Here is a 26,487-nt window from a genome sequence, read left to right as displayed (position 1 = left end):
TTATTATTCAGATTAAAAAAAGGAAGTTTCAAATGTTAGATTTTCAAAGGCTTTTAAGTGTCTGTGAAACTCTTGGACTTTGAACCTTTGCAACTTAAAAAAAAATGGCAAAAGTAGTATTAGAATGTTCGTTTTGTGGGAGAAAAAAGCCAGAAACTAATTTATTAATTGCGGGTATTAATGCACACATTTGTGATAAATGTATTGAGCAAGCCCACGGAATTGTTTTAGAAGAATTAAAATCTAGTGGAAGTTCTAAATTAGTTGGTGATTTAATTTTAAAGAAACCGAAAGAAATTAGAGCGTTTTTGGATCAATATGTAATTGGACAAGATCAAACTAAAAAAGTAATGTCAGTTGCCGTTTACAACCACTACAAACGTTTAATGCAACAGCAATTGGACGACGAAGTAGAGATTGAAAAAAGTAACATCATTATGGTAGGGCAAACTGGAACAGGCAAAACATTGGTGGCTAAAACTATCGCAAAAATGTTAGACGTTCCGTTGGCAATTGTTGACGCAACCGTATTGACAGAGGCGGGTTATGTTGGAGAAGATGTGGAAAGTATTTTGACACGTTTGCTTCAAGCAGCCGATTATGATGTAGCCAAAGCAGAACGCGGAATCGTATTTATTGATGAGATTGATAAAATTGCTCGTAAGAGTGATAATCCATCGATAACAAGAGACGTTTCTGGAGAAGGGGTACAACAAGCTTTATTGAAATTGTTGGAAGGAACAGTGGTTAATGTACCGCCAAAAGGAGGACGTAAACATCCAGATCAAAAATTTGTTGAGGTAAACACTCAGAATATATTGTTCATCGCTGGAGGTGCTTTTGATGGTATAGAGCGCATTATATCTAAACGATTGAACCGTCAGGCGGTGGGTTATTCTACTTCTAAAAATGCCGACAATATCGATAAAGATAATTTATTGCAATACATTATTCCAAAAGACATTAAGGACTTCGGATTAATTCCTGAGATTATTGGTCGTTTACCAGTTTTAACGCACATGGATCCTTTGGATAGAGAAACGCTTCGTGCGATTCTTACGCAGCCTAAAAATGCGTTGATCAAGCAATATCAGAAGTTGTTCTCTATGGATGAGGTTGAATTTACAATTACAGATGAAGCATTAGATTTTATTGTGAGTAAAGCATTAGAATATAAATTAGGTGCCCGTGGATTGCGCTCTTTATGCGAAGCAATTTTAACCGATGCCATGTACGATTTACCAAGTTCTGAGGTTAAGAAATTAGAAATTGATGAAGAATACGCCAAAGAAACATTGAATAAAAATTTATTAAAACGATTGGAAATTGCTTCATAAGTAATCGATCCTTTTTAATTATAAAACCTGTTGGAGTAATCGAACAGGTTTTTTTTTGCCTATTTATTTCCTGTAAATGTAAAATTCCTATTCTAATTTAGAAGTATGCTTAAATCTCACGAACTGAACTGACACTGTTAAAATAACTTATAAAGGCGTGTGGTTTTTTATTTTTTCTATACAAATAAACAAAGATTAAGCTTTTTTATAAACAATAGATTACCGATTTTTGCGCTACTAAAATCAATAGACAAGTAATATGGTAGCGATGGATAAGGAAATTATTTTATTAAAAGTTTCGGGTCAAGATAAACCAGGTGTTACTGCCGGTTTAACTTCGGTATTGGCGACTTACAACGCTAATATTCTTGATATTGGCCAAGCCGATATTCATGATACATTGTCTCTCGGAATTTTATTTGAAATTGAAGCGGGTTCGTCTTCAGCACCTGTCTTAAAAGATTTACTTTTTAAAGGATATGAACTGGAAATCAAAGTAAAATTCATTCCAATTTCTATCGCCGATTATGAAACTTGGGTCAAAGGGCAATCGAAACAAAGATATATTATCAATATTTTGGGCGAACGATTGGCAGCTTCGCAACTGGCTGCAGTTACCAAAATAATGTCCGATCAAAAGCTAAATATAGACTCAATAAAAAGATTAACAGGCCGAGCATCTGTGGTAGAACACGAAGACTATCCACGTTCTTGTGTGCAATTGTCCGTGTCTGGTATCGTTACAGATAAAACAGTTCTAACCGCTAGTTTTATGGCTGTTTCTAGAGCTTTAGACGTCGATATTTCGTTTCAAGAAGATAGTATTTACAGAAGGAACAGACGCTTGGTTTGTTTTGATATGGATTCGACTTTAATTCAGACTGAAGTGATTGATGAGTTGGCAGAACTGAATGGAGTAGGAGCTCAAGTTCGCGCGATCACTGAAGCAGCAATGAATGGCGAAATTGATTTTAAAGAAAGCTTTAGACAACGCATGGCCTTATTAGAAGGTTTAAGCGAAGATGTGTTGCAAAATGTTGCAGAAAATTTACCAATTACCAAAGGCGCTCGTCGTTTGATGAAAGCATTGAAATACTACGGATATAAAACTGCGATCTTATCAGGTGGATTCACTTATTTCGGTAATTATTTGCAAAAAGAATTGGGTTTCGATTACGTGCATGCCAATCAATTGGAGATCAAAGACGGAAAACTAACAGGTAATTATTTAGGAGAAATTGTAGACGGTCAAAAGAAAGCCGAATATCTTCAAGCAATTGCCGATAAAGAAGGAATTCACATCAACCAAACCATTGCCGTAGGAGACGGCGCCAATGATTTACCAATGATTAATTTAGCAGGTCTAGGAATTGCTTTTCATGCAAAACCAACCGTAAAAGAAAGCGCTTCTACCTCTATTTCAAGTTTAGGATTAGATGGTGTTCTCTATCTTTTGGGGTATCATGATCGCTACATCGACATGATGGAGTAGTACATTTCGTAGATTCAATTCAATCTCGATTTAATCAGTTATTTAGCTCGTTTTATAGCATGTCCCTGCGGGCCGGGCTGTCCATTTCAATCTTTTGTGCCGAACACCGGCACAAAAGGATTTTCATTGCTATCCCTCGTGCAACGTAGTAGTAGATTCGGTTGTACTTCTTTAAAGATGTTTTTTAGGACAGGTAAGTAGCACGATTATATGGAAATCAAAAAAATTTTCTTCAAAATTAGCTATTCAAAGTATTGTTGTAGTTCCGATAGTAGTCAAAATTTATCTTTCCGAAATATTACATTTCCTTCAACTGCTCCAAATAATCCCGTTGATTGGATAATCTCGGAATTTTATGTTGCCCACCCAATTTGTTGCGGTCTTTGAGCCAATCGTAAAATAAGTTTTCACGTGCAATATTTATCACCAAAGGATTTAGCGTCATATTGTTATACCGTTTGGCTTCGTAATCAGAGTTTAAGGTTTGCAAAGAATCATCTAAAGCCTTTTGAAATTGATTGATGTCCAATGGTTTTTTCTTGAATTCGATAATCCATTCATGCGCACCTTTTTCTTTGTCTTGCATGAAAATGGGAGCAACGGTGTAATCAATCACTTCGGTTTGTGTCAACATACAAGCTTTGGCAATTGCTTGATCGGTGTTCTCGACCATTAGTTCTTCGCCAAAAACATTAATGTGGTGTTTGGTTCGGCCAGTAACCCTAATGCGATACGGGTCTAAAGACGTAAATCGAACCGTGTCACCAATTAAATAGCGCCACAAACCAGAATTGGTGGTAATTACGATTGCATAATTTTTATTTAATTCTACTTCCGCAAGTCGAATGGCTTTTTGCTCCAATGTTCCAAAAGTATCCATTGGAATAAATTCGTAAAAAATGCCGTAATCCAACATCAACAATAAATCACTTGAATTATTTAAATCCTGAATGGCGAAAAAACCTTCGGATGCATTATAAATTTCATAATACTTGAAATCTTTTTTAGGAAGAATTTTTTTGTATTGCTCGCGATAGGGTGAAAAATTCACGCCACCGTGAAAATAGACTTCCAGATTTGGCCAAATGTCAAGTAAATTATCTTTTCCAGCACTTTCTAGCACACGGTTTAATAAAACCAACATCCACGAAGGAACTCCAGCAAAACTAGTTACATTTTCATTTCGTGTCTCACTAATAATAGCAGCAATCTTCGATTCCCACTCGCTCATTAACGATGTTTTATTGCTTGGTGTACTGCTAAATTCTGCCCACATGGGCATATTCTCAATCAGAATGGCCGATAAATCTCCGAAATGCGAGTTATTGTCTTCGTAAATCTGTGAACTTCCACCCAAACGCAAACTTTTGCCTAAAAATAGTTGCGAATCTTCGTTATTGTTCAAATACAAGCACAGCAAATCTTTACTGCCTTTGTAATGGCAATCTTCTAAAGCTTCATTGCTTACGGGGATAAATTTGCTTTTAGCGTTTGTCGTTCCACTTGACTTGGCGAACCATTTTATAGGGCTTTCCCAAAAAACATTTTGCTCGCCCAAACGAGTACGTTCAATCAACGGCTGCAATTCTTCGTACGTAGAAATAGGAACTCTTTCGGTAAACGTTTGATACGATTTTATGGTAGAAAATTCATATTGCTTGCCAACAACGGTATGTTCCGAAGTTCTAATTAAGTCCAATAAAAGTTCTTCTTGAACTTCATTTGGATATTTTAAAAAAAGTTCAATTTGATGAATTCTTTGTTTAAGAACCCACGAAGCAAACGAATTAATTATTGGTAAGGGCATGAATACATTCGGGTTTTAGATTATAGATTTTTAATTCCCGAATTTTACTATCGTAGCAAAAGTCGAATATTTAAAATTTGAATATCCTTGTACAAAAGATTAAATTTGTCTTTATACCAAAAATAGTGTTTTTTTGCAAAATACAATTTTTTATTTACGCTAAAAATCCCGTTAGTGTGTACTATAAGACTAGAACTAGCATAAAGTCACAAACGTAATCTTAAACTCAAATTTACATGCAATACCAAGGTGTTCTTACCAAAATGCAAACCGAAATAGGAAGCCCAATTCAATATTATCTGGTTTTTGAAGACAGTTTTATAAACATGAACCAGTTGTTGAACAAGGAAATCGAAATCAATTTTTTGGGTTACGAATGCTTGAGTTGTCATAAAAAAAAGAAGATTTTTAGACAAGGATTTTGTTACGACTGTTTTTATAGTAGTCCTGCTGTTGGCGATTGGATCATCAGACCAGAATTAAGTACTGCGCATTTGGGTATTGCTGATCGTGATCTAGATTATGAGACTAAAGTACAGCTGCAACCGCACATTGTTTATTTGGCTCTATCGAGCGAAATAAAAGTTGGAGTGACTAGAACCACACAAATGCCAACACGATGGATTGATCAAGGTGCCTGTCAGGCTATTGCCGTTGTTGAGGTTCCTAACAGATATTTAGCAGGAATTACCGAGGTGGCCTTAAAAAACCATTATGCGGATAAAACCAATTGGCGAAAAATGCTGAAAAATGATTTTGAATGTTGCGATTTAGTTGCCGAAAAAGCAAAAGTGGAGTCTTTAATACCAAGCGAAGCTCAGGAATATTTTTACGGTGAGAAAAATGACTTGTACGAAATGGAATATCCAGTAGTAGAGTATCCAAAAAAAGTAGCGAGTTTGAGTTTAGAGAAAACGCCGTATTTTAAAGGTAAGTTGATGGGAATAAAAGGGCAATATTTAATATTTGAAAACGGAACAGTTTTTAATGTTCGTGGATCTGAAGGTTACGTGATAACGCTCGATGTATAGCAAAACACGTATCTTTTCCTTTTCAAATTAAGAGTCTATCAACGGTCGAAAATAATAATTTATCGCTGATCCGATAATTTAGAACATGAAAAATCCTGATTGCGCAAACAATCAGGCTTTTTGGTGTAGGGATGTAAAAATTATTTTTTCTTTCTAAATAGACCGTTTAGTAGTTCATTCGCTTTTGCTTTGACCTCTTCGGTTTTTTGCTCTTTCTCTGTAGGCGGAGTTGCAGTAGAATCTTTTGGTTTTGTATTCTTAGTTAAGAAGTCGTTAACCAATGCATTTCCTTTCTCTTTTAATTTCTCTTTTTGTTGATTAGCCAACTGTGTCGTTAAATTGGTAATTGCAGTTTTGGTGTCTACAGCTACTTTTGGACTAGAGAAATCGCCTGTAATAATTGCATTTATTGGAATGTTTTGTAGTTTTTCTTGATCAGCCGGTGACATTTTAGATAAGAACGCAGCTGCTTCCTTTCCTAAATATTTGGCAGGAACATCAAATTTAATATTGTAATTCATCGTTTGATCGAAACCGTGAGTTCCTCCAATCGTTGCTTTTATATCTTGGTATTTAATGTCGAACGGTTGTACGTTTACTTTTCCATTATCAAATGTCACTCCTAGTTTTAAATCATTTAAATTCAGCTTAGTTAAATCGATGAAGCCAATTTTAGAATCTAAAGCGCTTAACAAAGTAGAACTTTTGGCATTGACAGTAGTAGAAAGCAATTGACCTAATAGATCTCCTGAAATTGACTTCAAATCTGGTGTCAACTCCTTAGCATCCAAATTACCGTGTACTTTTACATTCGAATTTAATTTTCCGTTAATAATTCCTGCCAATGGAGCAATTTTCTTAAACATATCCAATTGCGTAAAAGTTTGTGCAATATCGACCTGATTAAAACCTAAATCCATTACAAAAGTCGGTACTTTCTCTTTAGTAGAAACCGAACCATTCACGCCTATTTTTCCTCCAAAGATCGAAGTGGTAAAATTCTCTAATAATGCCTTTTCATCTTTGACAATTAATTTTCCTGATACGTCTTTCAATTTTAAATTGTCGTATAAAACAATATTGGCTTTTGCCGAAATGGTGCAGTTTAAAAAAGCAGGTATCTTCATGGCGTCTGAAGGTTTAGCTGCTTTGGTCTCGGTTGCTGGCTCGCCAGCAGTCATGAAATCGTCTACTGCCAACTGGTTCGAACTCATATTGAAGTTTCCTTTTAGCTCTTGTTTTTTAAACATAAATCCGTAAAAATTCTCTAAAACTCCCGTAATACTTAAATCACTTTTACCAGTAGTTGCATCAAATTGTTGCAAATCAATTCGGCTAGGATTAAATTGTACTAAAGCGGTTTTAATCGCCATCGATTTGTTGTTTTCGTCCGTGTATTTAAAACCAGATACGCTCATCGTTCCTGCATTTTTAATATTTTCGTATTGACTTTTTTCTACCGAAGCCATATCAAAATTAGTGGTCACATCTGCTTTTAAAATTCCACTCAATGGCGTGTCTAATTTAATAGGATACGCTTGCGAAAGATGGGCTAAATTGATGGTTCCTTTTAATGCTGCATCAACAATAGGATTCTCTGTAATATTCTTGATTGTAGCTTTTGCGTTAAAAACGTCTTGATCAATTCTAAATGACAACTGATTTAAATTCACATAGGTGTCATTTAAAACACCAGTTTCGTTGATGATTTTAGTGTCAATTACGATATTTTGAACTGATTTCGGCAAGCTCGGATATTGAAAAGAAGCATTGTTGGAAGCAATAGCTACGTTAAATTTAGGAACCGTAGTATCTGACAACAAGCCTTTTGCATAACCAGCCACTGTAAAGTCTCCTGTAGTTTTTACGTCTTTTAAACTAGCAGAATAAGCAGACGGAATTAAACCTAGAAAATTAGTAAACGAAGACGTTGGAGTCTTAAACTTCAAGTCGTATTCTTGTCCAGCGTCGACCATTTGAATAAAGCCATCAAATTCTAACGGCAATTGGTTAATCAACGCTTTGTTTTCTTTAAAGGTATATTTACTTTGGTCCAAATCAATTCCTAAAACAGCGTCTAAGGTCAACGCTACCTTTTTCATATAATTAATTTTGTCCAGATCTAGCGAAACATAAGCAGTCGATTGTGTTTTTAAATCAAGCTTAGAGTTGGTAAAATCGCCAGTTCCTTTGTGATTTAGACTGTCTATAACAAGTTCTATTTTAGAAGATTCATCGTAATAACGAAACTTAAAATTCTCAATTTTATAATTCTGAATTTTTAAGGCCATCGGGTTTCCAGCTTGTTTGTCTTCGGTCTGTGGCTGGTCTTTTAAGGCAATATCATAATTACCAACACCATCTTTATTGAATAAAATATTGATATAGCCGTTTTTGGAATCAATTGCTTGAATGTTTATTGGTTCATCTTTTGCTTTAAAAAGTTCTTTGATGCTCATCTGTAAATTCAATTCACCCAAAGAAATAAGGGTGTCTCCCTCAAATGGAGCTTTGTTGACAATAGCTAATTTTTGAATGGTCACCGTAGCATTGGGAAAGTCTGAAAACAAACTTAAATCGGCATCCGCAAAATTGACGTGAGCGTCTAGATTTTTATTGATGGTTTCAGCTATTTTCAATTTAATCGTATCCTGAAAAAAATACGGAATGGCAAATAAAGCGCCTACAATCAGTGCGAAAATAATTCCTATCGCAATTGCAATTTTCTTAAACATAATTCTTTTTTTGGGGTTATAATTTGTTTTTTTAGAACGAATGCTGCAAAAATAACGTATTCATTTGTAGAAAATTAAAATATTTTCACAATATCTTATGTGCTATAGCTTTATCCGAAGTATGAATGCGAAAAAAAAGACAGCTCGTCACAAATTTTTTAAAGGAAGAGTGTAAGTTATCCAAGACCAAACCTTTTTCTATTTGTATGTACGTTTTACTACGTCAAAAACACTTTACACCAGTCGTAAAACTTTTGGTTACCGTCGCATTACAGTAAGAGTTCCTAACGGTAGAGAGTTCTTGGTAGTTAAATAGGTTATCTATAATAGGATCAAATTGTTCTTACGTTTAATTTTGACAGTACATTCATTTCCATAGAAACGCAATAAAAAACCCGTTTGAAATTACTCTCAAACGGATTTTAATGTAGTTTTTTTTCAAACTGCTGTAATTAGTTTTTTATTGAATGATAATTTCAAAAGGCATCAAGGCTTGAACACCTTTCATTTGCTGGCTTTTTTTAATTTGCTCTAAAAGCATGTAGTTTTCTGCACCAATTTCTTCCTTGATAAAAGCTTCTTTTGATTTTGCAAAAGGCAATCCGCTCAACAAATCATTAAGATTTTTTTTGTATTCTGGAAAGTTTTGCGTGCTGTAGTTTTTAGTTTTTCCCAATTTAGCTGCTTCTGCAATAGCATCATTTAGACCGCCAATTTGATCTACTAAACCAATTTTTAGCGCTTCAGAACCAGACCAAACACGACCCTGTGCGATCGCATCAACTTGATCAAAATTCATTTTTCTTCCTTCCGCCACACGAATTACAAAAGTCTTGTAAATGTGCTCTACACTTTCTAAAGTTACAGCGGCGAATTTTTCGTCAAGTGGTACAAACGGACTATAATTTGCCGAATTTTCGTGTGTTTTTACTTGTTGTGTGTGTACTCCAACTCTCGTTGCTAATGCAGTGAAGTTGGGTAATACTCCAAAAACTCCAATAGAACCCGTAATCGTGTTTTTCTCAGCAAAGATTTTATTAGCATTACAAGCAATATAATAACCGCCAGAAGCCGCGTAATTTCCCATAGAAACGACTACAGGTTTTACTTTTTTAGTCACTTCGATTTCTCTCCAGATCAAATCAGAGGTTAAAGCACTTCCACCAGGACTATTAATGCGCAATACAATTGCTTTAATTTTTTTATCCTTGGCTGCTTCTTGCAAAGAACGACGCATCGAACCTTCTCCAATTGTATTTACGTCTCCTTCTCCACTACCAATTTCGCCTTGCGCATAAATGATTGCAATTTGATCTTCTGCATCTTTTTCAAGCGAGGTTGTTAATATATTGTGCGTGTAATCTTCAATAGAAATTTTATTGTAATCTTCATCAGCTTTTACTTTTAAAGCTTTTTTAATGTCATTGTGATATACATCTTCGTAAGCAATAATGTCAACTAATTTTTCTGCTTTTGCCATTTCGGGCGTGCGGGCTAAAAGTCCGTTGGCAATTTCGTTAAGTCTAGTTGTAGATACTTTTCTGCTGGTCGAAATATCAGTCACAATTACATCCCAAACCGAATTCAATAATGCGGTAGTCTGCTCTCTGTTTGCATCGCTCATTTCGTTTTGAAGAAAAGGTTCTACAGCACTTTTGTATTTTCCGTGTCGAATCACTTCCATATGAATGCCTGATTTTTCTTGTAAATCTTTAAAGAACATCAATTCAGACGAAAGTCCTTTAAAATCCATATCTCCCACAGGATTTATGTATATTTTATCGGCAACCGAATTTAAATAATATTCTTTTTGAGAATATGTATTTGCATAAGCCATTACAAATTTCCCAGATTTTTTAAATTCATTTAAGGCAGTACGAACTTCTTTGGCCTGTGCCATTCCTAAAGATGATTCATCGTTTAAGATCGAAATTCCTTTGATTTTTTCATCCTTTTCTGCCGCTTTTATCGCATTAATTACATCAGTTAATCCGATTGTTTTTTGTTCCGAAAAAATTGTAACCCATGGGTCTTCGTATTTACCGGCGTAATCATCACTAATTTTTTTAAGATCTAGCTCGATAACCGAATCACTTTTAAGTGTAACCTTATCAGAGCCGCCAAGCAATGCAGCAATAAAAACAATCCCGAAAAATGCAATCATTAGAAAGACAAAAATTCCGATAATCGTTGCTAAAACGTTTCCTAAAAACTTCATAGTATTTATTTTTATATATAAGTATTCAAAAAGAGCACTTCGTTACAAAAATAAGTAAAAGTTAATTTTATTAGCACTTATAAATCTGTAAAATAAATGGTGTTATTTTGTTTCATACTGAAAATTGTTTTATGTCCAAAGCTGTACCTGTCGGCTTATTGTTTTTTTCGTTATTGATGTAAGCACAGTTCTATTAAAGTTTTGTATGAAATAAATACAAACAATAATAAATATTATAGGAGTGAGGTTGCATTTGTTGGGACTTTGGAGTTCGTTGATAATGATAATGTCGAGACATATTACAATTTTTCAACGAATTACACCACTGTCGCTAACTGTATTAATGAAGAAGTAAAATCTAATCTTCGGCCGCATAAAGATATATTTAAGGAAAAATTTGAGCATGATAAATTATTTTGGAAAGTCAAAATCAGTTGCCGCTGACAATAAAGCTGAAACAGTTTTTAAAAAGTGTGGAGTTGAAAGAAGGGATAAAAAAGTATACAATATTATTGGTGATTTTTAATTTTTTTTGAAGCACTTTAGACAAAAGATCTAAATTAGATTTACTTACTTTGTGTTTAATTATGAAAGCACAACATCAAGTCGTTTTATCACTCGGAAGCAATCAAGGCAATCGCCTTGAAATTATAAAAGAATGCATAGCCAATATTCATCAAGAAGTTGGAACGGTTATAAAGGTTTCGAAGGTTTACGAAACTCCATCTTGGGGTTTTGAAAGTGATGCTTTTTATAATTGTGCGGTAGTTTTACATACATTTGATTCGGCTAAGACAATCTTAAAACAAATCTTAAAGGTCGAAAAAAAGTTAGGCCGTGTTCGAAAGGAAATGCTCGGTTATCAAGCTCGCATTATTGATATTGATTTGATTATTTTTGATGAAGAAATCATTCAGACCGAAAAATTGCATGTACCGCATCCATTGATGCAAAACCGAATGTTTGTTTTAAAACCGATCTTAGATTTAGATTTAAATTGGAAACATCCGATACTAAATCAAACAATTTCAGAATTAATTCATAATTGTACCGATGAGAGTTCTTGTATTGCGGTCAACACTGTAGAGGAGCCTTTACAGGAAATACGCTTAAATAATTTTAACTATATTGCTTTTGAAGGAAATATTGGAGCAGGAAAAACAACTTTAGTGCACAAGTTATCTGAAGATTTTAATGCCAAAATAGTATCTGAACGTTTTGCAGACAATCCTTTTTTACCGAAATTTTATAAAGATCCCAATCGATATGCTTTTCCGCTAGAGATGTCTTTTCTTGCCGATCGATACAAGCAATTGTCGGATGATTTGGCACAATTTGATTTGTTTAAAGATTTTATAATTGCCGATTATCACATTTTTAAATCGCTGATATTTGCGAATATTACGTTGACGGAAGATGAAAATCGTTTGTATCGAAGTTTGTTCGATATCATCGCCAAAGAAATGCCGAAGCCCGATTTGTATGTGTATTTATACCAAAATACGGAACGTTTACTGCAAAATATTAAAAAAAGAGGGCGCAGTTACGAGCAAAATATCGAAGCCGATTATTTGGATAAAATAAATACCGGCTATTTAGAATTTATAAAGTCGCAGACCAATTTAAACGTATTGCTCATTGATGTTTCCGACTTGGACTTTGTTAAAAATCACAACGATTATTTATTTATACTCGAAAAACTAAAATCAGCTTTGGTTTAAATCTTTAGTACTTATAGTTTTATTTAGGCCAATTCATTTTTTGAAATAAATCCCAAACGACAATTCCGGCACTTACAGAAATATTCAAAGAATGTTTGGTTCCTAATTGCGGAATTTCAATACAACCATTGCAAGCTGCAACAGCTTCTTGAGCAACGCCGTACACTTCATTTCCAAAAACTAGTGCATATTTTTGATCTGACGTAATTTTAAAATCTTGTAAAAAAACAGCATTTTCTACTTGCTCAATAGCCAAAGTAATAATGTTGTCTTTCTTTAATTTCGTTATTAATTCGACTACATTTTCAACATGTTCCCAACTTACAGTATCGGTCGCACCAAGCGCTGTTTTATGAATTTCTTTATTTGGAGGAGTAGCAGTAATTCCGCACAAGTATATTTTTTCGATTAAAAAAGCATCAGCAGTACGAAAAACCGATCCAATGTTATGCAAACTTCTCACATCATCTAAGATTAAGATCAAAGGAGTTTTTTGGGATTGTTTAAAATCGGATATTGATTTACGCTCTAATTCGCTATTTTCTAATTTTCTCATTGTTGTTGTTTTTTGGACATAAAAAAAGCTCCCAAAGATAAGGAAGCTTTTTTAATTTATTTGTTATTTTGCAATTTAGCTTTTTGTAGCATCTGGCAAAACATTACCTTTTATTGTCAATACTTTTGATGGTTGACCGGCTGCGTTCGATGAAACTGTTACTGTTTTAGTAAAAGCACCAACTCTGTCAGTAGCATATTTTACACCAATAATTCCTTTTGCTCCTGGAGCAATCGGTTCTTTTGGTGAAGTAGGAACTGTACATCCGCAAGATCCTTGAGTGTTCGTAATAATTAATGGTTTTGTACCGTTGTTTGTAAAAACAAATTCACGTTTCCCGTCAGAATTGTGAGCGATATTTCCGTAGTCAATTACGTCAGTTTGAAAAGCCATTCCTGCACCGTCAATCTTGGCAACTTTAGCAGTAGATTTGGCTTGAGCGTTAGAAGTGGTAACTCCTAAAACAGTAAGCATTGCGAGTAAAATTATTTTTTTCATTGTGGTAAAATTTTAATTACAACAAATCTATATAAAATATTGAAAAATGAGCTTAAAAAAAACTTAAAATAAATTAATTTTTTTGTACAAATACGTTATTCGTTTTAAAATTTTTAAATTCGCTCCGATATTATTTCATTCCTAAAAACAAAAATTTGGCAGCTAAAGATAAGGTGGTTAAAGAAACCCCATTGATGAAACAGTACAATGAAATTAAACGAAAGTATCCCGATGCTTGTTTGCTTTTTAGAGTAGGCGATTTTTATGAAACTTTTGGTGAAGATGCTGTTCGAGCGTCCAAAATTTTAGGGATAACCTTAACTAAACGTGGTGCAGGTTCTGAAACAGAAACGGCTTTGGCTGGTTTTCCACATCATTCTATAAATACGTATTTACCCAAATTGGTAAAAGCAGGATTAAGAGTTGCAATTTGTGATCAGTTAGAAGATCCAAAAATGACCAAAACCATCGTAAAACGTGGGGTAACCGAACTGGTCACTCCTGGGGTTTCACTTAATGATGAGGTTCTGCAATCTAAAAGCAATAACTTTTTAGCTTCTATCTATTTTACCAACAAAAATATTGGAGTTTCTTTCTTAGATGTTTCCACAGGAGAGTTTTTAACCGCTCAAGGAAATGCAGATTATATCGATAAGTTATTGCAGAATTTTAATCCGAGTGAGGTTTTAGTTCCCAAACAACAGAAAAACGATTTTAGAGAAAATTTTGGCGATGATTTTCATACTTTTTATTTAGAAGATTGGATATATAAAGAAGATTACGCAGTCGAAACCTTGACCAAACATTTTCAAACCGTTTCTTTAAAAGGTTTTGGTATCGAAGAGTTAAGGGAAGGCATAATTGCTTCTGGCGCTATTTTATATTATTTATCCGAAACCCAACACAACAGAGTCCAGCATATTACGGCGATTCAGCGCATTGCCGAAGATGCTTATGTGTGGATGGATCGTTTTACCATTCGCAATTTAGAGTTGTACCACAGTTATAATCCAAATGCAGTTACCTTATTAGATGTAATTGACAGAACGCTTTCGCCAATGGGTGGTCGTCTACTTAAACGTTGGTTGGCATTGCCATTAAAGGATGCAAATAAGATTAAAAGTCGCCATCAGGTCGTAACTTATTTGAAAGAGAATACAGAAATTTTACAGAAGGTTCAGTGTCAAATCAAACAAATTTCAGATTTAGAACGCTTGATTTCTAAGATCGCTACCGGAAAAATTTCACCGCGAGAGATTATTTATCTAAAAGAATCTTTAGATGCTATTATTCCCATCAAAGAACTGGCGCTTAAAAGTCCGCAAGAAGCCGTAAAAGTAATTGGTGATAATTTGCACAGTTGCGATTTGCTTCGCGAGAAAATTAAAACCACCTTAAATCAAGATGCGCCTGTAGCTATTGTCAAAGGAAACGCCATTGCGAAAGGAATCAATGCTGAATTAGATGAACTTCGTGCAATTTCTATTTCAGGAAAAGAATATCTCGAGGGAATTGAATCACGAGAATCGGCTCGTACCGGTATTACTTCTTTAAAAATATCATTCAATAATGTATTTGGATATTACATTGAAGTTAGAAATACACACAAAGATAAAGTTCCAACAGAGTGGATCCGAAAACAAACCTTGGTAAACGCTGAGCGTTATATTACAGAAGAGTTAAAAGAATATGAAAGTAAAATTCTAGGTGCCGAAGAAAAAATTCATAAAATAGAAACCGAACTGTTTGAACAGTTGGTCGCTTGGATCACAACATACATTAAACCCGTTCAAATGAACGCCAGTTTGGTTGCGCAATTAGACTGTCTCTGTTCGTTTACGCAACTCGCAAACGAGAATAAATACGTTTGTCCAGAAATCGATGATTCTTTAGAGTTGGATATACGAAACGGACGTCATCCCGTGATCGAGAAACAATTGCCAATCGATGTACCTTATATTGCCAATGATGTATTCTTGGATAGAGAGACGCAGCAACTCATTATGATTACGGGGCCAAATATGTCTGGTAAGTCGGCGATTTTAAGACAAACAGCATTGATTGTGCTTTTGGCTCAAATGGGAAGTTTTGTTCCTGCTGAAAGTGTTCGAATGGGAATTGTAGATAAAATTTTTACTAGAGTAGGAGCGTCTGACAATATCTCGATGGGCGAATCTACTTTTATGGTCGAAATGAACGAAACCGCTTCGATCTTGAATAACATCTCCGATCGAAGTTTGGTATTATTAGATGAAATTGGTCGAGGAACGAGCACCTACGATGGAATTTCGATTGCGTGGGCTATTGCTGAGTTTTTACACGAGCATCCGTCCAAACCCAAAACACTGTTTGCTACTCATTATCATGAACTGAACGAAATGCACGAATCGCTGCCTCGCATTCAAAATTATAATGTTGCAGTCAAAGAATTAAAAGATACCGTTCTGTTTGTCCGGAAACTGATCAAGGGCGGGAGTGCACACAGTTTTGGTATTCATGTGGCTAAAATGGCGGGTATGCCTCAAATCGTAATTTTAAAAGCACAAAAACTTTTAAAGAAATTAGAGAAAGATCACTCTAGCGCTGCGTTAAACGGAATAAAACCTGCAAAAGATGAAATGCAAATGAGTTTCTTTAATTTAGATGATCCGTTATTGGAAGAAATAAAAGAAGAGATTTTGAACCTAGATATTAATTCAATTACACCTGTAGAAGCATTAATGAAGCTAAATGAGATTAAAAGAATGCTTGTTCGAAAATAATTTCATTTTTAAAGAATAGTAGATCAATAGTTTATGTTTTTATTCTGAATTTTTTTAAAAAAAGGCTTGTGTAATTGAATAAATGTCCTAAATTTGCACTCGCAATACGGTACAAGTGTTGCAGTTCTTAAAAAAGTTTGAAACGCGAAAATAGCTCAGTTGGTAGAGCGCGACCTTGCCAAGGTCGAGGTCGCGGGTTCGAGCCCCGTTTTTCGCTCAACGCCATACTATGCTCGGATGGTGAAATTGGTAGACACGCTGGACTTAAAATCCAGTGAACAGCAATGTTCGTGCGGGTTCAAGTCCCGCTCTGAGTACAAAGCCTCTTCGAAAGAAGAGGCTTTTTTATTTTATATATATTCGTGATTCAAAATGAATCTTCTCTTTTGGATGCGGACAATATTTTTCAATCAAAAAAAATCACAATGGGTGCTTTTGTAATTAGTAAGCGATTTAACGACGAATATAAATTTGTGTTTACTTCTAGAAAAGGTAAAGTAGTTTTTACTAGTTTGAGCTATGAACTAAAGTTTGAGTGTGAAGAAGCTGTGGATCGATTTAAAGAAAAAATCGATTCGGCTGATTTTAAAAAATTCAAATCTTCTGGTGGAAAATATTTTTTTAAATTGGTTTTTGAGGGAAAACATTTTGCGACGAGTCGAAAATATTCGACTGCGTTGATGTTGCAAAAAGGAATTAATGAAATCGTAAAATACGGCGTTCAGTCAGAGATATTAGACTTTACTGACAATCCGTTTGGTTTTGAAGAAGAAGAGCTGGAAACAGAAGTTTAAAAGCATTGTTTGAGATAGCTTACTGCTTATTTCAATTCCTAAAATAAAAGGCATAAAAAAAGCCATCTCGTTTGCACGGATGGCTATTTTTTTGATTTTAGCTAAAAATTATTTAGTAGCGTCTTCAACAGCTGTAGCAGCAGAATCAATTACTTGAGTAGCAGAATCAATTACTTGATTAGCTGAATCGATAGTCATAGCAGCAGAGTCAATTACTTCTTCAGCTGGAGTTTCAGCAGCAGCGTCAGCTTTCTTACAAGATACAACAGTTAATACAGCAACAGCAGCTAAACTTAAAAATACTTTTTTCATCTTACTTTATTATAAAAGGTTAATTATTAATTCGAGGCAAAGATATAAAATTTTTGATATGTAAAATATTTTTTCATTTTTTTTTTGAAAAATATTCAATCTTTTTCTCTGGAGGGTATTTAGCAATTATTATGCCAGATTTAACCTCTAGGTTCTTGGCCTGGGCCAAATTATTTTTTCTTTAAGTCTTTCTTTTTCATTGACTTGCCTGTTTTTGGATGAACAAGCTTCAATTCAGATATAATATTGGTAGCACCAGCATATTTATCAATAATAAACAAAATATAGCGTGCATCAACCATAATGTTTCTACAGATGCTTGGGTCGTAATAAATATCACTCATGGTACCTTCCCAAACACGATCAAAATTCAGCCCAATTAGGTTTCCATTTGCGTCAATCGCCGGACTGCCCGAATTTCCTCCAGTAGTATGATTTGTTCCAATAAAGTTTACTGGCATCTTACCATTTTGGGCATATTGACCATAATCTTTGGCTTTATATAAGTCAACTAATTTGGTAGGCACGTCAAATTCATAATCACCCGGAATGTATTTTTCCATTACACCTTCTAAATAAGTTACTGGTTCGTAAAGAACTGCATCTTTTGGTGCGTAGCTTTTTACCTGCCCGTAAGTTACACGTAACGTACTGTTTGCGTCTGGGAATATGCGATCGTTTGTACCCAACTCTAATTGTGCTTTCATGTAATCACGTTGCAAAGCTGTAATTTTCATGTTCAGCTCGTCGTATTTTGGTGCTACTTCATTAAAGTAAGAGGCGCTTAAGTCTTTCACCAATTTAAAAGCGGGATCGCTGTTTAGTTTTTTCAAGATACTTTTAGTGTCGCCAGATAAAATCTCTTTTACACCTTCAAAAGTGGTTAGTTTTGATTTCCCGTAAACGTCTGCAGTCAATTGCGTAGCATTCGCATTTTTTAAACTTACAGGTAAAAATTGCTGTGGAGATTGTTTGGCATACATCTCAATTACTTGTTCGAAGATTTTTTCGTCGACTTTTTTATTGAAATCTTTGTAAAATTCGCCCAAACCACTGGCAAGATTATTTTTTCTATCAGTAAAAGATTGTTCACCTTTGTTCTTATAAATTTGCTCTAGTTGTACAAATTTGTAGGTCGTTTTAAGTAATTCAACGTTTCTTAAAACAATCTCGCTAAAATAATCTCTAGCAATTGCATAAGGAGCAATTGCCTTGTAGTTCGTGTCAAAATCGGCTAATAACGAACCGTATTCCGTTTCTTTTCCTGCCTTGATAAGTTTTTCTTGAAATACTTTTTCTTGTGCTTTCTTTACTCCAGCCGCATTCGATTTTTGTAAACCTTGTGATTCACCAATCCATTTTTTATAATAATTGGCTGTACTTGCGTATTTGGCAGCGTATTGAATTTTAATGGCTTTGTCTTTTCGCATGAAACCGTCTGTAACTTTTAAAACTCTATCTCGAATTTCAATTTTAGTTGGGTTCAATTCATTAACAATTTGCTCAATAGCTACTGCAGGCAAATACTCGCTTGTTTTTCCTGGATATCCAAATACTAAAGTAAAGTCGTCTTCGGCAACACCATCCAAAGATATTGGTAAAAAGTGTTTCGGAGTATAGGGAACGTTGTCTTTAGAATACTTTGCTGGCTGGTTGTTTTTGTCTGCGTAAATTCTAAACAAAGAAAAATCACCAGTATGACGAGGCCAAACCCAGTTGTCGGTATCTGATCCAAATTTTCCAATACTTGTAGGTGGAGCACCAACCAAACGTACATCGCTATATGTTTCAGTTACAAAAAGCATGTATTGATTTCCTTCAAAAAACGTACGAATTTTATTTTCTTGGTATTTTTCTTTTGGAAATGAATTGGACAAAGCCGAAATGTTTTGCTGAATTTTCGCTTGTTTGTCTGATTCATTTGGTAAAACAGCAACTCCTTCTAAAATTTGTTTGGTTACATCTTCAATCTTTACGATAAAAGTAACTTCCAAATTCTCATTTGGTAATTCGTCTTCCATTTTATAAGCCCAAAAACCATCGGCTAAATAATCATTTTCTACCGATGAATGTGCTTGAATTTGTCCGTAACCACAATGATGATTGGTTAAAAGCAAACCTTTTGGCGAAATAACCTCAGATGTACAGCCGCCGTTGAAGTGAGGAACAGCGTCTTTTAAACTTGAACTATTAACATCGTAAATATCTTTAATCGACATTTTCATTCCAAGTGCTTGCATTTCTTTTGCGTTCATTCCGTCAAGTAAAGATGGAATCCACATTCCGCCTTGTTGTGCTTGTACTTGAAAAACAAACAATAATGCGAATAATTTTAAAAACTTCATTTTTTTTGATTTAATTGATAAATTTATCGGGGTTTGTAGCTCATTAATTTTCGATTGTGAAATTCGAAATCGCTTGCAATATACAATTTTTGTGCGTTGTTGTTGTGCTCTTCTACCTCTAAGTAAATATGTTTCAAAGATAAATTTGAAATTTGCTCGATAATAAATTGTACCGTTTTCTTGCCCAATCCTTTCCCTCTGGCTTTTTCACTCAGATACAATTCATCTAAAAAGGCGATTCTTCCTTGGTATTCGAAACTAAAAACAAAAGTCAGAATAACATAGCCAACTACTTCTTTCTCAGTAAAAATCAGCCACGCTTTGCCTAATTTTTCATTAGTGATGAATTCTTTAAATAGGGCTGTCGAGGTTTCCGTGTCAATCGGATAATTATCGATTGCGTAAAATTCTTCCATCAAACTCACAATAAGCTCAAGGTCTGAATTTGTTATTTCTTTAAAAACTACCATGATATTGCGTTAAAAATTGTTGTTGTGGCGCCTTTATTTTCTTGGACAAAATGGCTGCAGATAAGTCCTTGTTTTTTTCTCAAATCAACATCAGAAATGAGTTTGTTAAAACTATGTTCTAATTCGATTGCGTTCGAAATACTAATGCAACCGTGGTTTTGGACCAATGCAGTCGCTTCTTCAAAATGAGAAAAATTGGGGCCAATTACAATGGGAACGCCAAAAGTGGCTGGCTCTAATAAATTATGAACACCAGGATTTCCAAAACCTCCACCAACATATGCAATATCGGCATAACTGTAGATTTTGGTTAAAATACCAATCGTGTCAATTATAAAGACATCAAACTCTTTTAAATTTTGGTTTTCTTTTTCCGAAAAAAGAACGGTTTTTTTTATGATTGCATTTTTAAGTTGCTCAATTTGGTCCATTTTTATGTTGTGTGGCGCAATAATAAATTTGACATTTTTCGCAGTCGAATTAATATAATCAATTAACGAAGATTCGTCTTTGGGCCAAGAGCTTCCAACAACAATAGTGGTAGTATTGTTTTTAAATTCGGCTATAAAATCAAGCTGATTGTCTTTTTCTAGAATAGCGACGACACGATCAAATCTTGTATCTCCAGAGACAATCACATTGCTTAAATGAATGTCATTTAATAACTTTTTCGATTTTTCATTTTGAACAAAAAAGTACGTGAAAGCAGTAAGCGCTTTTCTGTAAAAACCGCCATAACGTTTAAAGAATATTTGATTTTCTCTAAAAACACCAGAAACTAGATAGGTCGGTATTTTATTTTTTTGAAGTTCACTTAGGTAGTTTAACCAAAATTCATATTTGATAAAAAATACTTTTTCGGGATGTACCAAGGCGATAAATTTCTTAGCATTGCTCTTGGTGTCCATTGGCAAATAGACGGTCACATCTGCAACGGTATTGTTTTTTCGGACTTCATAACCAGAAGGCGAAAAAAAAGTAACAATTATTTTGTGATTGGGATGTGTGCTTTTTATTTTTTCGATAATGGGTAGCCCTTGTTCGTATTCACCTAAAGAAGCCGCGTGAAACCAAAAGGTTTTGTCGGTTGGTTCTATTTTTTCAGAAAGTGTCGAAAAAACATCTTTTCTTCCCGACACAAATAACTTGATTTTGGAGTTGAAAAGAGCTACTATTTTTAATAAAAAAGCGGCAATATATAGGACTACATTGTATAAAAAAAGCATAAAGGAATATTTGCTGCTAAAATACGCTTCTTTCGTTTATTTTTATGGTTAAAAGCCATTAAATAACTATTTTTGTACTGCCATTTTTATAACTTTCTCTTAGATAAAGTGGAATAAAAGCAATTGATAATCAGAGAATTTTAAGCCAAATTAAAATGAAAAAAATACAAATGGTTGACCTTAAAGGTCAATACGATAAAATAAAAGATACGGTCAATGCTTCTATACAAGACGTTTTAGATACAAACACGTATATCAACGGACCTGTGGTTCATGAGTTTCAAAAAAATCTTGAACAGTACTTAGGCGTTAAGCACGTAATTCCTTGTGCTAATGGTACCGATGCGTTGCAAATTGCGATGATGGGCTTGGGTTTACAGCCCGGTGATGAGGTAATTACAGCCGATTTTACTTTTGCAGCAACTGTTGAAGTGATTGCTTTGTTACAGTTAACGCCTGTTTTAGTAGATGTGGATATGCATGATATGAACATCTCTATAGATGCGATTAGAAAAGCAATTACGCCAAAAACCAAAGCAATTGTTCCCGTGCATTTGTTTGGTAGAACGGCTCACATGGATGTTATTATGGAAATTGCGCGCGAAAATAATTTATATGTAATTGAAGATAATGCTCAAGCTATTGGCGCTGATTATTTGTCAGCATCTGGAGTTACGATCAAAGCAGGAACCATAGGACATGTTGGGGCAACGTCATTTTTTCCATCTAAAAACTTAGGTTGTTACGGTGATGGTGGTGCGATTTTCACAAACGACGACGATCTAGCACACATGCTTCGTGGTATTGTTAATCACGGAATGTACGAGCGCTACCATCATGATGTGGTAGGTGTAAATTCGAGATTAGACAGTATTCAGTCAGCTGTTTTAAATGTGAAATTGCCGCTTTTGGATATTTACAATGCAACAAGACGTACTGCGGCTAGTTTATACAACCAAGCTTTTGACGGTCACGCTAATATTATTACGCCATCTTTTGATGCTAATAAAAATAATCATGTTTTTCATCAATATACCTTGAGAATAATAAATGCAGATCGAAATGGTTTGTTAGAGCATTTGCAACAAAAAGGAATTCCTTGCGCAATATATTATCCAATTCCATTGCATGCTCAAAAAGCGTATAAAAACGAAAGATATTTGGAGGATGACTTTTTAATTACCAACCAATTGGTGAAAGAAGTGCTTTCGTTGCCGATGCACACAGAGTTAGACGAAGAGCAAATTCAATTTATTACGAGTTCTGTTTTAGAATTTTTAGAAAAATAACGATAAAAATATTATGAAGATACTTGTAACTGGCGGATTAGGTTTTATTGGTTCTCACACGGTAGTCGAATTGCAAAATGAAGGTTTTGAAGTTGTAATTATTGACAATCTTTCTAATTCTACCGAAGAAGTTTTGGATGGAATTGTAGCAATTACAGGTAAAAAACCAATTTTCGAAAAATTAGATTTACGAGAAAAGAATGCCGTTCAAGATTTTTTTAAAAAATACCAAGATATGAGTGGAGTGATCCATTTTGCAGCATCTAAAGCTGTAGGTGAGAGTGTTATAAACCCGCTATTATACTACGAAAACAACATTAGTACTTTAGTTTATTTGTTGCAAGAATTACAGCAAAAACCAGAAGCAAGTTTTATTTTTAGTTCGTCTTGTACCGTTTACGGTCAAGCCGAAAAAATGCCAATTACCGAAAATGCACCGGTACAACAACCGATTTCTCCTTACGGGAATACCAAAAAAATTGGAGAAGAGATCATTGCCGATACAGCGAAAGTAACCAATATCAATGCCATTTTATTGCGCTATTTTAACCCAATTGGTTCGCATCCAACTACTCAAATTGGCGAATTACCAATTGGTGTTCCTCAAAATTTAGTGCCTTTTATTACGCAAACAGGAATTGGATTGCGCCAAGAATTAGCTGTTTTTGGAGATGATTATCCAACAGCAGATGGAACTGCAGTTCGCGATTACATTCACGTTGTAGATTTGGCAAAAGCGCACGTAATTGCATTGCAACGTTTGTTAGACAAACAAAATTTGGATAAAGTAGAGACCTTTAATTTAGGAACTGGAACAGGAAGTTCGGTTCTGGAAGTGATTCACAGTTTTGAAAAAGTGAGTGATAAAAAACTAACCTATAAAATTATGGGTCGACGCGAAGGAGATATTACAGAAGCGTACGCAAGTACTACGAAAGCGAATGAAGTTTTGGGTTGGAAAGCAAAATTTACTTTAGATCAAGCGATGGACAGTGCTTGGAAATGGGAACAAAAGATTAGAAGTTAGTATGTAAATCTAATACCAGCATCATAAGAAACCCCAAATTATTTATTGATAGTTTGGGGTTTTTACTTGCGGTTAATTCAAAAGATTTGTAATAATAAATATAAATAGAATTTTTTGAATCATTACATAGATTCGTAATCGGTGACTGCCAAGCAGCAAAAGAGCTCTAAAAACAAAATCCTCGTCAACTTTTCGTTAACGAGGATTTTTTTATAAATTAAGAATTAAATTCTAAAAATTATTTTTAAGCATTTGCAGTAGCAGCTTCTTTATCAATTTTACCAATTAATCCAGATAAAACTTTTCCAGGTCCAACTTCAGTAAATAAAGTCGCGCCATCGGCAATCATTTGTTGTACCGATTGTGTCCATTTTACAGGAGCAGTTAATTGAATGATTAAGTTCTTTTTAATTTCGTTGGGGTCAGAAACGGCAGTTGCGGTTACGTTTTGATAAACATGGCAACTTGGTGTAGCAAAAGTAGTTGCTTCAATAGCTGCAGCTAATTCTTCTCTCGCAGGTTCCATCATTGGCGAGTGGAATGCTCCGCCAACAGGCAATAATAAGGCACGTTTTGCGCCAGCTGCTTTCATCGCTTCGCATGCTTTTTCAACTGCCGAAGTTTCTCCCGAAATTACTAATTGTCCAGGGCAGTTGTAATTTGCTGCAACAACAACACCGTCAATAGTAGCACAAACCTCTTCAACAACGTTATCCGCTAAGCCTAAAACTGCTGCCATTGTTGAAGGTTTTATTTCACATGCTTTTTGCATCGCCAAAGCACGTTTCGAAACTAATTTTAAACCGTCTTCAAAAGATAAAGTGCCATTAGCGACTAAAGCCGAAAATTCCCCTAAGGAATGTCCCGCTACCATTTCTGGATGAAAATTTTCTAATGTTTTTGCCAAAATAACGGAGTGTAAAAATACAGCAGGCTGCGTAACTTTGGTTTCCTTTAGTTCTTCAGCGGTACCTTCAAACATAATGTCGGTGATGCGAAATCCTAAAATCTCATTTGCTTTTTCAAATAGTTCTTTGGCCAAAGCCGAGTTTTCGTATAAATCTTTACCCATTCCGGTAAATTGTGCGCCTTGTCCAGGAAAAACGTATGCTTTCATCTGTAGTTTTTTTATTGTTTTTTAATATTTATCAGCTGCAACGTCATAAGACATCGCATGTCTTTAAGTTAAAGATTGAAAAAAGGAACTATCGAAAAGTTACTTTCGATCGGGCTGCAAAAATAGCACTTTTTAGTTTGTAAAATTCGTAAACCTATAAATCGAATGTTTTCACGAAACAAAAATCTGAAATACACTAGATTACATTGCATTCTGCGCAAGTCATACCGCAAGTAACGTTTATCGCAACAAAAAAAACCAAAAGCGTAGTATCTTCATTTAGTAAATCAAAAAAATAAAAAACCCGTGTATTTTTAAATGCACGGGTTTAATCAAATTGAATCTAAAATTACAAATTATTGTTTTGCTAATTCCAATTCAATAACCATTTTTACTTCTTCTCCTACCAAAACGCCACCTGTTTCAAGAGCAGAATTCCAGTTCAAGCCCCAATCTTTACGGTTTATTTTACCATAAATATTTAAACCAACTTTAGTGTTTCCCCAAGGATCGGTCATTAGTCCGCTAAATTCAACTGGAAATCGTACTGCTTTTTCAATTCCTTTTACCGATAAATTTCCAGCTAAATCGTAATTGTGACCGTCAACTTTTTTGAAGGAAGTCGATTTGAAAATTAATTTAGGATTGTTGTCCGCATCAAAAAAATCGGCACTTTTAAGGTGTCCGTCTCTTTCTGCATTGTTGGTATCTACCGAATTTACGTCGGCAGAAAAATCTATAGTTGCATTTTCAAAACTGTCTCCGTTGGTAGTAATTGTGGCTTGGTATTCTTTAAATTGACCTGAAATATTGGTAAACATCATGTGTTTTACTTTAAAACCAATGGCGGAGTGTGTCGGATCAATTGTCCATTTTGTAGTTGTCATATTCTAGTTTTTTAAGTGTTGCTTTTTAGTGCTCTAACAAAGTTACAGCAATTGTAAGTAATTGATACTTAATCTAGATTAAGAACTAAAACAAGGCTGGTGTTTTTTTTAAGTATATTTTTAAGGAAAAAAATAAATCATATTTTTTTTTATTCTACCTTCGTTCGTTGGCTGTAACTTCAGTCTTTCCAAAATACTAATGGAAAATTCCTTCGAGGATTTAGTTGCTTCTTATATCGAAAATAAAGTAGGTATATCAGAGCGTTTTTTAAGTGCCGACTTGGCCAATCATCTTAAAGAAAATTTAATTAATTTAAACAAAAACAGCTTGCTGGTTGCAGCAGGAATCGGAAACACACAGCTGCCTTCGTACGACGGAGCCATTCGAAGCGATTCGATTTATTGGCTGGATCGTAAGCATAACAATGTTTTTGAAGATGCTTTTTTTGATCAAATGGATGAGTTTGTGCTTTACTTAAACGAAAGTTGTTATGCCGGAATTACGGGATACGAGTTTCATTATTCGCTGTATGAAAAAGGAGATTTTTATCTGAAGCATTTGGATCAATTCAAAAACCATTCGGGTAGAAAATATTCAATGATTAGCTATTTAAATACCAATTGGCAAGAAAGTGACGGTGGCGAACTGTTGATTCATCAATTGAATAATAATCAAAAAATTAGTCCTACTCAAGGTAAAACTGTTTTCTTTAAAAGTGATGAATTGGTACATGAAGTGTTGGTTACTCAAAATACAAGAATGAGTATTACAGGTTGGCTTAAAGGAGCGTAAAGCGTCAAAATTTTGCAGCTGTAGTATCGAAATTAGAAAACATTAAAGGCGATACATGCTCTGAAATTCA

20 protein-coding genes and 2 tRNA genes are annotated in these 26,487 nt (G+C 34.7%); 11 read left to right on the top strand and 11 right to left on the bottom strand.

Annotated elements, in window-relative coordinates; genetic code table 11:
• The first annotated feature begins 104 nt into the window (after positions 1-104).
• Together clpX and serB are read left to right on the top strand one after the other, a co-directional pair.
• Complete coding sequence (clpX, locus tag ACRASX_RS02685; protein WP_066310768.1) at positions 105-1,337, top strand: ATP-dependent Clp protease ATP-binding subunit ClpX; 1,233 nt, start codon at positions 105-107, stop codon at positions 1,335-1,337.
• A 259-nt stretch (positions 1,338-1,596) separates the two neighbouring features.
• On the top strand, positions 1,597-2,829 hold the full coding sequence (gene serB / locus ACRASX_RS02680; protein WP_432222342.1) for a phosphoserine phosphatase SerB: 1,233 nt from the start codon (positions 1,597-1,599) through the stop codon (positions 2,827-2,829).
• A 298-nt stretch (positions 2,830-3,127) separates the two neighbouring features.
• Here the strand turns inward: serB and ACRASX_RS02675 are convergent, their stop codons facing one another.
• Positions 3,128-4,636 (bottom strand): GH3 auxin-responsive promoter family protein, encoded by a 1,509-nt coding sequence (locus tag ACRASX_RS02675; protein WP_066310764.1) that lies wholly within the window; start codon positions 4,634-4,636, stop codon positions 3,128-3,130.
• A gap of 236 nt (positions 4,637-4,872) precedes the next feature.
• Here ACRASX_RS02675 and ACRASX_RS02670 point away from each other — a divergent pair, with 236 nt between their 5' ends.
• Complete coding sequence (locus tag ACRASX_RS02670) at positions 4,873-5,667, top strand: DUF2797 domain-containing protein (RefSeq protein WP_066310762.1); 795 nt, start codon at positions 4,873-4,875, stop codon at positions 5,665-5,667.
• Positions 5,668-5,807: 140 nt separating this feature from the next.
• Here the strand turns inward: ACRASX_RS02670 and ACRASX_RS02665 are convergent, their stop codons facing one another.
• Both ACRASX_RS02665 and sppA read right to left on the bottom strand, forming a co-directional pair.
• Complete coding sequence (locus tag ACRASX_RS02665; RefSeq protein ID WP_432222341.1) at positions 5,808-8,402, bottom strand: AsmA-like C-terminal region-containing protein; 2,595 nt, start codon at positions 8,400-8,402, stop codon at positions 5,808-5,810.
• A gap of 460 nt (positions 8,403-8,862) precedes the next feature.
• The gene (sppA, locus tag ACRASX_RS02660) at positions 8,863-10,620 is read right to left on the bottom strand and encodes a signal peptide peptidase SppA (protein ID WP_432222340.1); all 1,758 of its coding nucleotides are present in this window, start codon (positions 10,618-10,620) and stop codon (positions 8,863-8,865) included.
• 587 nt (positions 10,621-11,207) lie between these two features.
• Here sppA and folK point away from each other — a divergent pair.
• Positions 11,208-12,341, top strand: coding sequence for a 2-amino-4-hydroxy-6-hydroxymethyldihydropteridine diphosphokinase (folK, locus tag ACRASX_RS02655; RefSeq protein ID WP_066310745.1), 1,134 nt, complete (start codon positions 11,208-11,210; stop codon positions 12,339-12,341).
• Between the two features lie 19 nt (positions 12,342-12,360).
• Here folK and ACRASX_RS02650 read toward each other — a convergent pair whose 3' ends face one another.
• Positions 12,361-12,897 (bottom strand): RNA methyltransferase, encoded by a 537-nt coding sequence (locus ACRASX_RS02650; protein WP_066310743.1) that lies wholly within the window; start codon positions 12,895-12,897, stop codon positions 12,361-12,363.
• Between the two features lie 75 nt (positions 12,898-12,972).
• Entirely contained in the window at positions 12,973-13,395 is a 423-nt protein-coding gene (locus tag ACRASX_RS02645; protein WP_432222339.1) for a DUF1573 domain-containing protein, read from the bottom strand.
• 155 nt (positions 13,396-13,550) lie between these two features.
• Between ACRASX_RS02645 and mutS the strand changes: the two genes are divergently transcribed.
• The 4 genes from mutS to ACRASX_RS02625 all read left to right on the top strand — a co-directional run bounded on the left by mutS (position 13,551) and on the right by ACRASX_RS02625 (position 16,951).
• A complete protein-coding gene (mutS, locus tag ACRASX_RS02640; RefSeq protein WP_432222338.1) occupies positions 13,551-16,157 on the top strand; it encodes a DNA mismatch repair protein MutS in 2,607 nt (868 codons plus the stop codon).
• A 144-nt stretch (positions 16,158-16,301) separates the two neighbouring features.
• A tRNA-Gly gene (locus ACRASX_RS02635) sits at positions 16,302-16,374 on the top strand.
• A 14-nt stretch (positions 16,375-16,388) separates the two neighbouring features.
• Positions 16,389-16,474: transfer RNA gene (locus tag ACRASX_RS02630), tRNA-Leu, on the top strand.
• Between the two features lie 108 nt (positions 16,475-16,582).
• Positions 16,583-16,951: a DUF1508 domain-containing protein gene (locus ACRASX_RS02625; RefSeq protein WP_432222337.1), complete on the top strand. Its 369-nt coding sequence runs from the start codon at positions 16,583-16,585 to the stop codon at positions 16,949-16,951.
• A gap of 108 nt (positions 16,952-17,059) precedes the next feature.
• Here the strand turns inward: ACRASX_RS02625 and ACRASX_RS02620 are convergent, their stop codons facing one another.
• The 4 genes from ACRASX_RS02620 to ACRASX_RS02605 form a co-directional block, all read right to left on the bottom strand.
• Positions 17,060-17,263 (bottom strand): hypothetical protein, encoded by a 204-nt coding sequence (locus ACRASX_RS02620; RefSeq protein ID WP_066310733.1) that lies wholly within the window; start codon positions 17,261-17,263, stop codon positions 17,060-17,062.
• Between the two features lie 170 nt (positions 17,264-17,433).
• Complete coding sequence (locus tag ACRASX_RS02615) at positions 17,434-19,608, bottom strand: S46 family peptidase (RefSeq protein ID WP_432222336.1); 2,175 nt, start codon at positions 19,606-19,608, stop codon at positions 17,434-17,436.
• A gap of 23 nt (positions 19,609-19,631) precedes the next feature.
• On the bottom strand, positions 19,632-20,078 hold the full coding sequence (locus tag ACRASX_RS02610; protein ID WP_066310730.1) for a GNAT family N-acetyltransferase: 447 nt from the start codon (positions 20,076-20,078) through the stop codon (positions 19,632-19,634).
• Positions 20,072-21,304 (bottom strand): 3-deoxy-D-manno-octulosonic acid transferase, encoded by a 1,233-nt coding sequence (locus ACRASX_RS02605; protein WP_432222335.1) that lies wholly within the window; start codon positions 21,302-21,304, stop codon positions 20,072-20,074. The genes ACRASX_RS02610 and ACRASX_RS02605 overlap by 7 nt, the downstream gene beginning before the upstream one ends.
• A gap of 155 nt (positions 21,305-21,459) precedes the next feature.
• Here ACRASX_RS02605 and ACRASX_RS02600 point away from each other — a divergent pair, with 155 nt between their 5' ends.
• Entirely contained in the window at positions 21,460-22,593 is a 1,134-nt protein-coding gene (locus ACRASX_RS02600; protein WP_432222334.1) for a DegT/DnrJ/EryC1/StrS family aminotransferase, read from the top strand.
• A gap of 13 nt (positions 22,594-22,606) precedes the next feature.
• Positions 22,607-23,620, top strand: coding sequence for a UDP-glucose 4-epimerase GalE (gene galE / locus ACRASX_RS02595; protein WP_432222333.1), 1,014 nt, complete (start codon positions 22,607-22,609; stop codon positions 23,618-23,620).
• Positions 23,621-23,864: 244 nt separating this feature from the next.
• Here the strand turns inward: galE and fabD are convergent, their stop codons facing one another.
• Both fabD and ACRASX_RS02585 read right to left on the bottom strand, forming a co-directional pair.
• Complete coding sequence (fabD, locus tag ACRASX_RS02590) at positions 23,865-24,737, bottom strand: ACP S-malonyltransferase (RefSeq protein ID WP_432222332.1); 873 nt, start codon at positions 24,735-24,737, stop codon at positions 23,865-23,867.
• Positions 24,738-25,093: 356 nt separating this feature from the next.
• On the bottom strand, positions 25,094-25,624 hold the full coding sequence (locus tag ACRASX_RS02585; protein ID WP_432222331.1) for a YceI family protein: 531 nt from the start codon (positions 25,622-25,624) through the stop codon (positions 25,094-25,096).
• 199 nt (positions 25,625-25,823) lie between these two features.
• Between ACRASX_RS02585 and ACRASX_RS02580 the strand changes: the two genes are divergently transcribed.
• Positions 25,824-26,417, top strand: coding sequence for a 2OG-Fe(II) oxygenase (locus ACRASX_RS02580; RefSeq protein ID WP_432222330.1), 594 nt, complete (start codon positions 25,824-25,826; stop codon positions 26,415-26,417).
• The last annotated feature ends 70 nt before the right edge of the window (positions 26,418-26,487 follow it).

It is taken from the genome of Flavobacterium sp. TMP13, from assembly GCF_050847115.1.
Taxonomy (GTDB): domain Bacteria; phylum Bacteroidota; class Bacteroidia; order Flavobacteriales; family Flavobacteriaceae; genus Flavobacterium.
Note: the sequence above shows the minus strand (reverse complement) of the source record. Positions and strands in the feature narration are given on the sequence as shown.

What these genes read in the sequence shown, in the direction of transcription:
- clpX (WP_066310768.1), top strand. Translation starts at nt 105, where the DNA reads ATGGCAAAAGTAGTATTAGAATGTTCGTTTTGTGGGAGAAAAAAGCCA.
- serB (WP_432222342.1), top strand. Translation starts at nt 1,597, where the DNA reads ATGGTAGCGATGGATAAGGAAATTATTTTATTAAAAGTTTCGGGTCAA.
- ACRASX_RS02675 (WP_066310764.1), bottom strand. Translation starts at nt 4,636, where the DNA reads ATGCCCTTACCAATAATTAATTCGTTTGCTTCGTGGGTTCTTAAACAA.
- ACRASX_RS02670 (WP_066310762.1), top strand. Translation starts at nt 4,873, where the DNA reads ATGCAATACCAAGGTGTTCTTACCAAAATGCAAACCGAAATAGGAAGC.
- ACRASX_RS02665 (WP_432222341.1), bottom strand. Translation starts at nt 8,402, where the DNA reads ATGTTTAAGAAAATTGCAATTGCGATAGGAATTATTTTCGCACTGATT.
- sppA (WP_432222340.1), bottom strand. Translation starts at nt 10,620, where the DNA reads ATGAAGTTTTTAGGAAACGTTTTAGCAACGATTATCGGAATTTTTGTC.
- folK (WP_066310745.1), top strand. Translation starts at nt 11,208, where the DNA reads ATGAAAGCACAACATCAAGTCGTTTTATCACTCGGAAGCAATCAAGGC.
- ACRASX_RS02650 (WP_066310743.1), bottom strand. Translation starts at nt 12,897, where the DNA reads ATGAGAAAATTAGAAAATAGCGAATTAGAGCGTAAATCAATATCCGAT.
- ACRASX_RS02645 (WP_432222339.1), bottom strand. Translation starts at nt 13,395, where the DNA reads ATGAAAAAAATAATTTTACTCGCAATGCTTACTGTTTTAGGAGTTACC.
- ACRASX_RS02625 (WP_432222337.1), top strand. Translation starts at nt 16,583, where the DNA reads ATGGGTGCTTTTGTAATTAGTAAGCGATTTAACGACGAATATAAATTT.
- ACRASX_RS02620 (WP_066310733.1), bottom strand. Translation starts at nt 17,263, where the DNA reads ATGAAAAAAGTATTTTTAAGTTTAGCTGCTGTTGCTGTATTAACTGTT.
- ACRASX_RS02615 (WP_432222336.1), bottom strand. Translation starts at nt 19,608, where the DNA reads ATGAAGTTTTTAAAATTATTCGCATTATTGTTTGTTTTTCAAGTACAA.
- ACRASX_RS02610 (WP_066310730.1), bottom strand. Translation starts at nt 20,078, where the DNA reads ATGGTAGTTTTTAAAGAAATAACAAATTCAGACCTTGAGCTTATTGTG.
- ACRASX_RS02605 (WP_432222335.1), bottom strand. Translation starts at nt 21,304, where the DNA reads ATGCTTTTTTTATACAATGTAGTCCTATATATTGCCGCTTTTTTATTA.
- ACRASX_RS02600 (WP_432222334.1), top strand. Translation starts at nt 21,460, where the DNA reads ATGAAAAAAATACAAATGGTTGACCTTAAAGGTCAATACGATAAAATA.
- galE (WP_432222333.1), top strand. Translation starts at nt 22,607, where the DNA reads ATGAAGATACTTGTAACTGGCGGATTAGGTTTTATTGGTTCTCACACG.
- fabD (WP_432222332.1), bottom strand. Translation starts at nt 24,737, where the DNA reads ATGAAAGCATACGTTTTTCCTGGACAAGGCGCACAATTTACCGGAATG.
- ACRASX_RS02585 (WP_432222331.1), bottom strand. Translation starts at nt 25,624, where the DNA reads ATGACAACTACAAAATGGACAATTGATCCGACACACTCCGCCATTGGT.
- ACRASX_RS02580 (WP_432222330.1), top strand. Translation starts at nt 25,824, where the DNA reads ATGGAAAATTCCTTCGAGGATTTAGTTGCTTCTTATATCGAAAATAAA.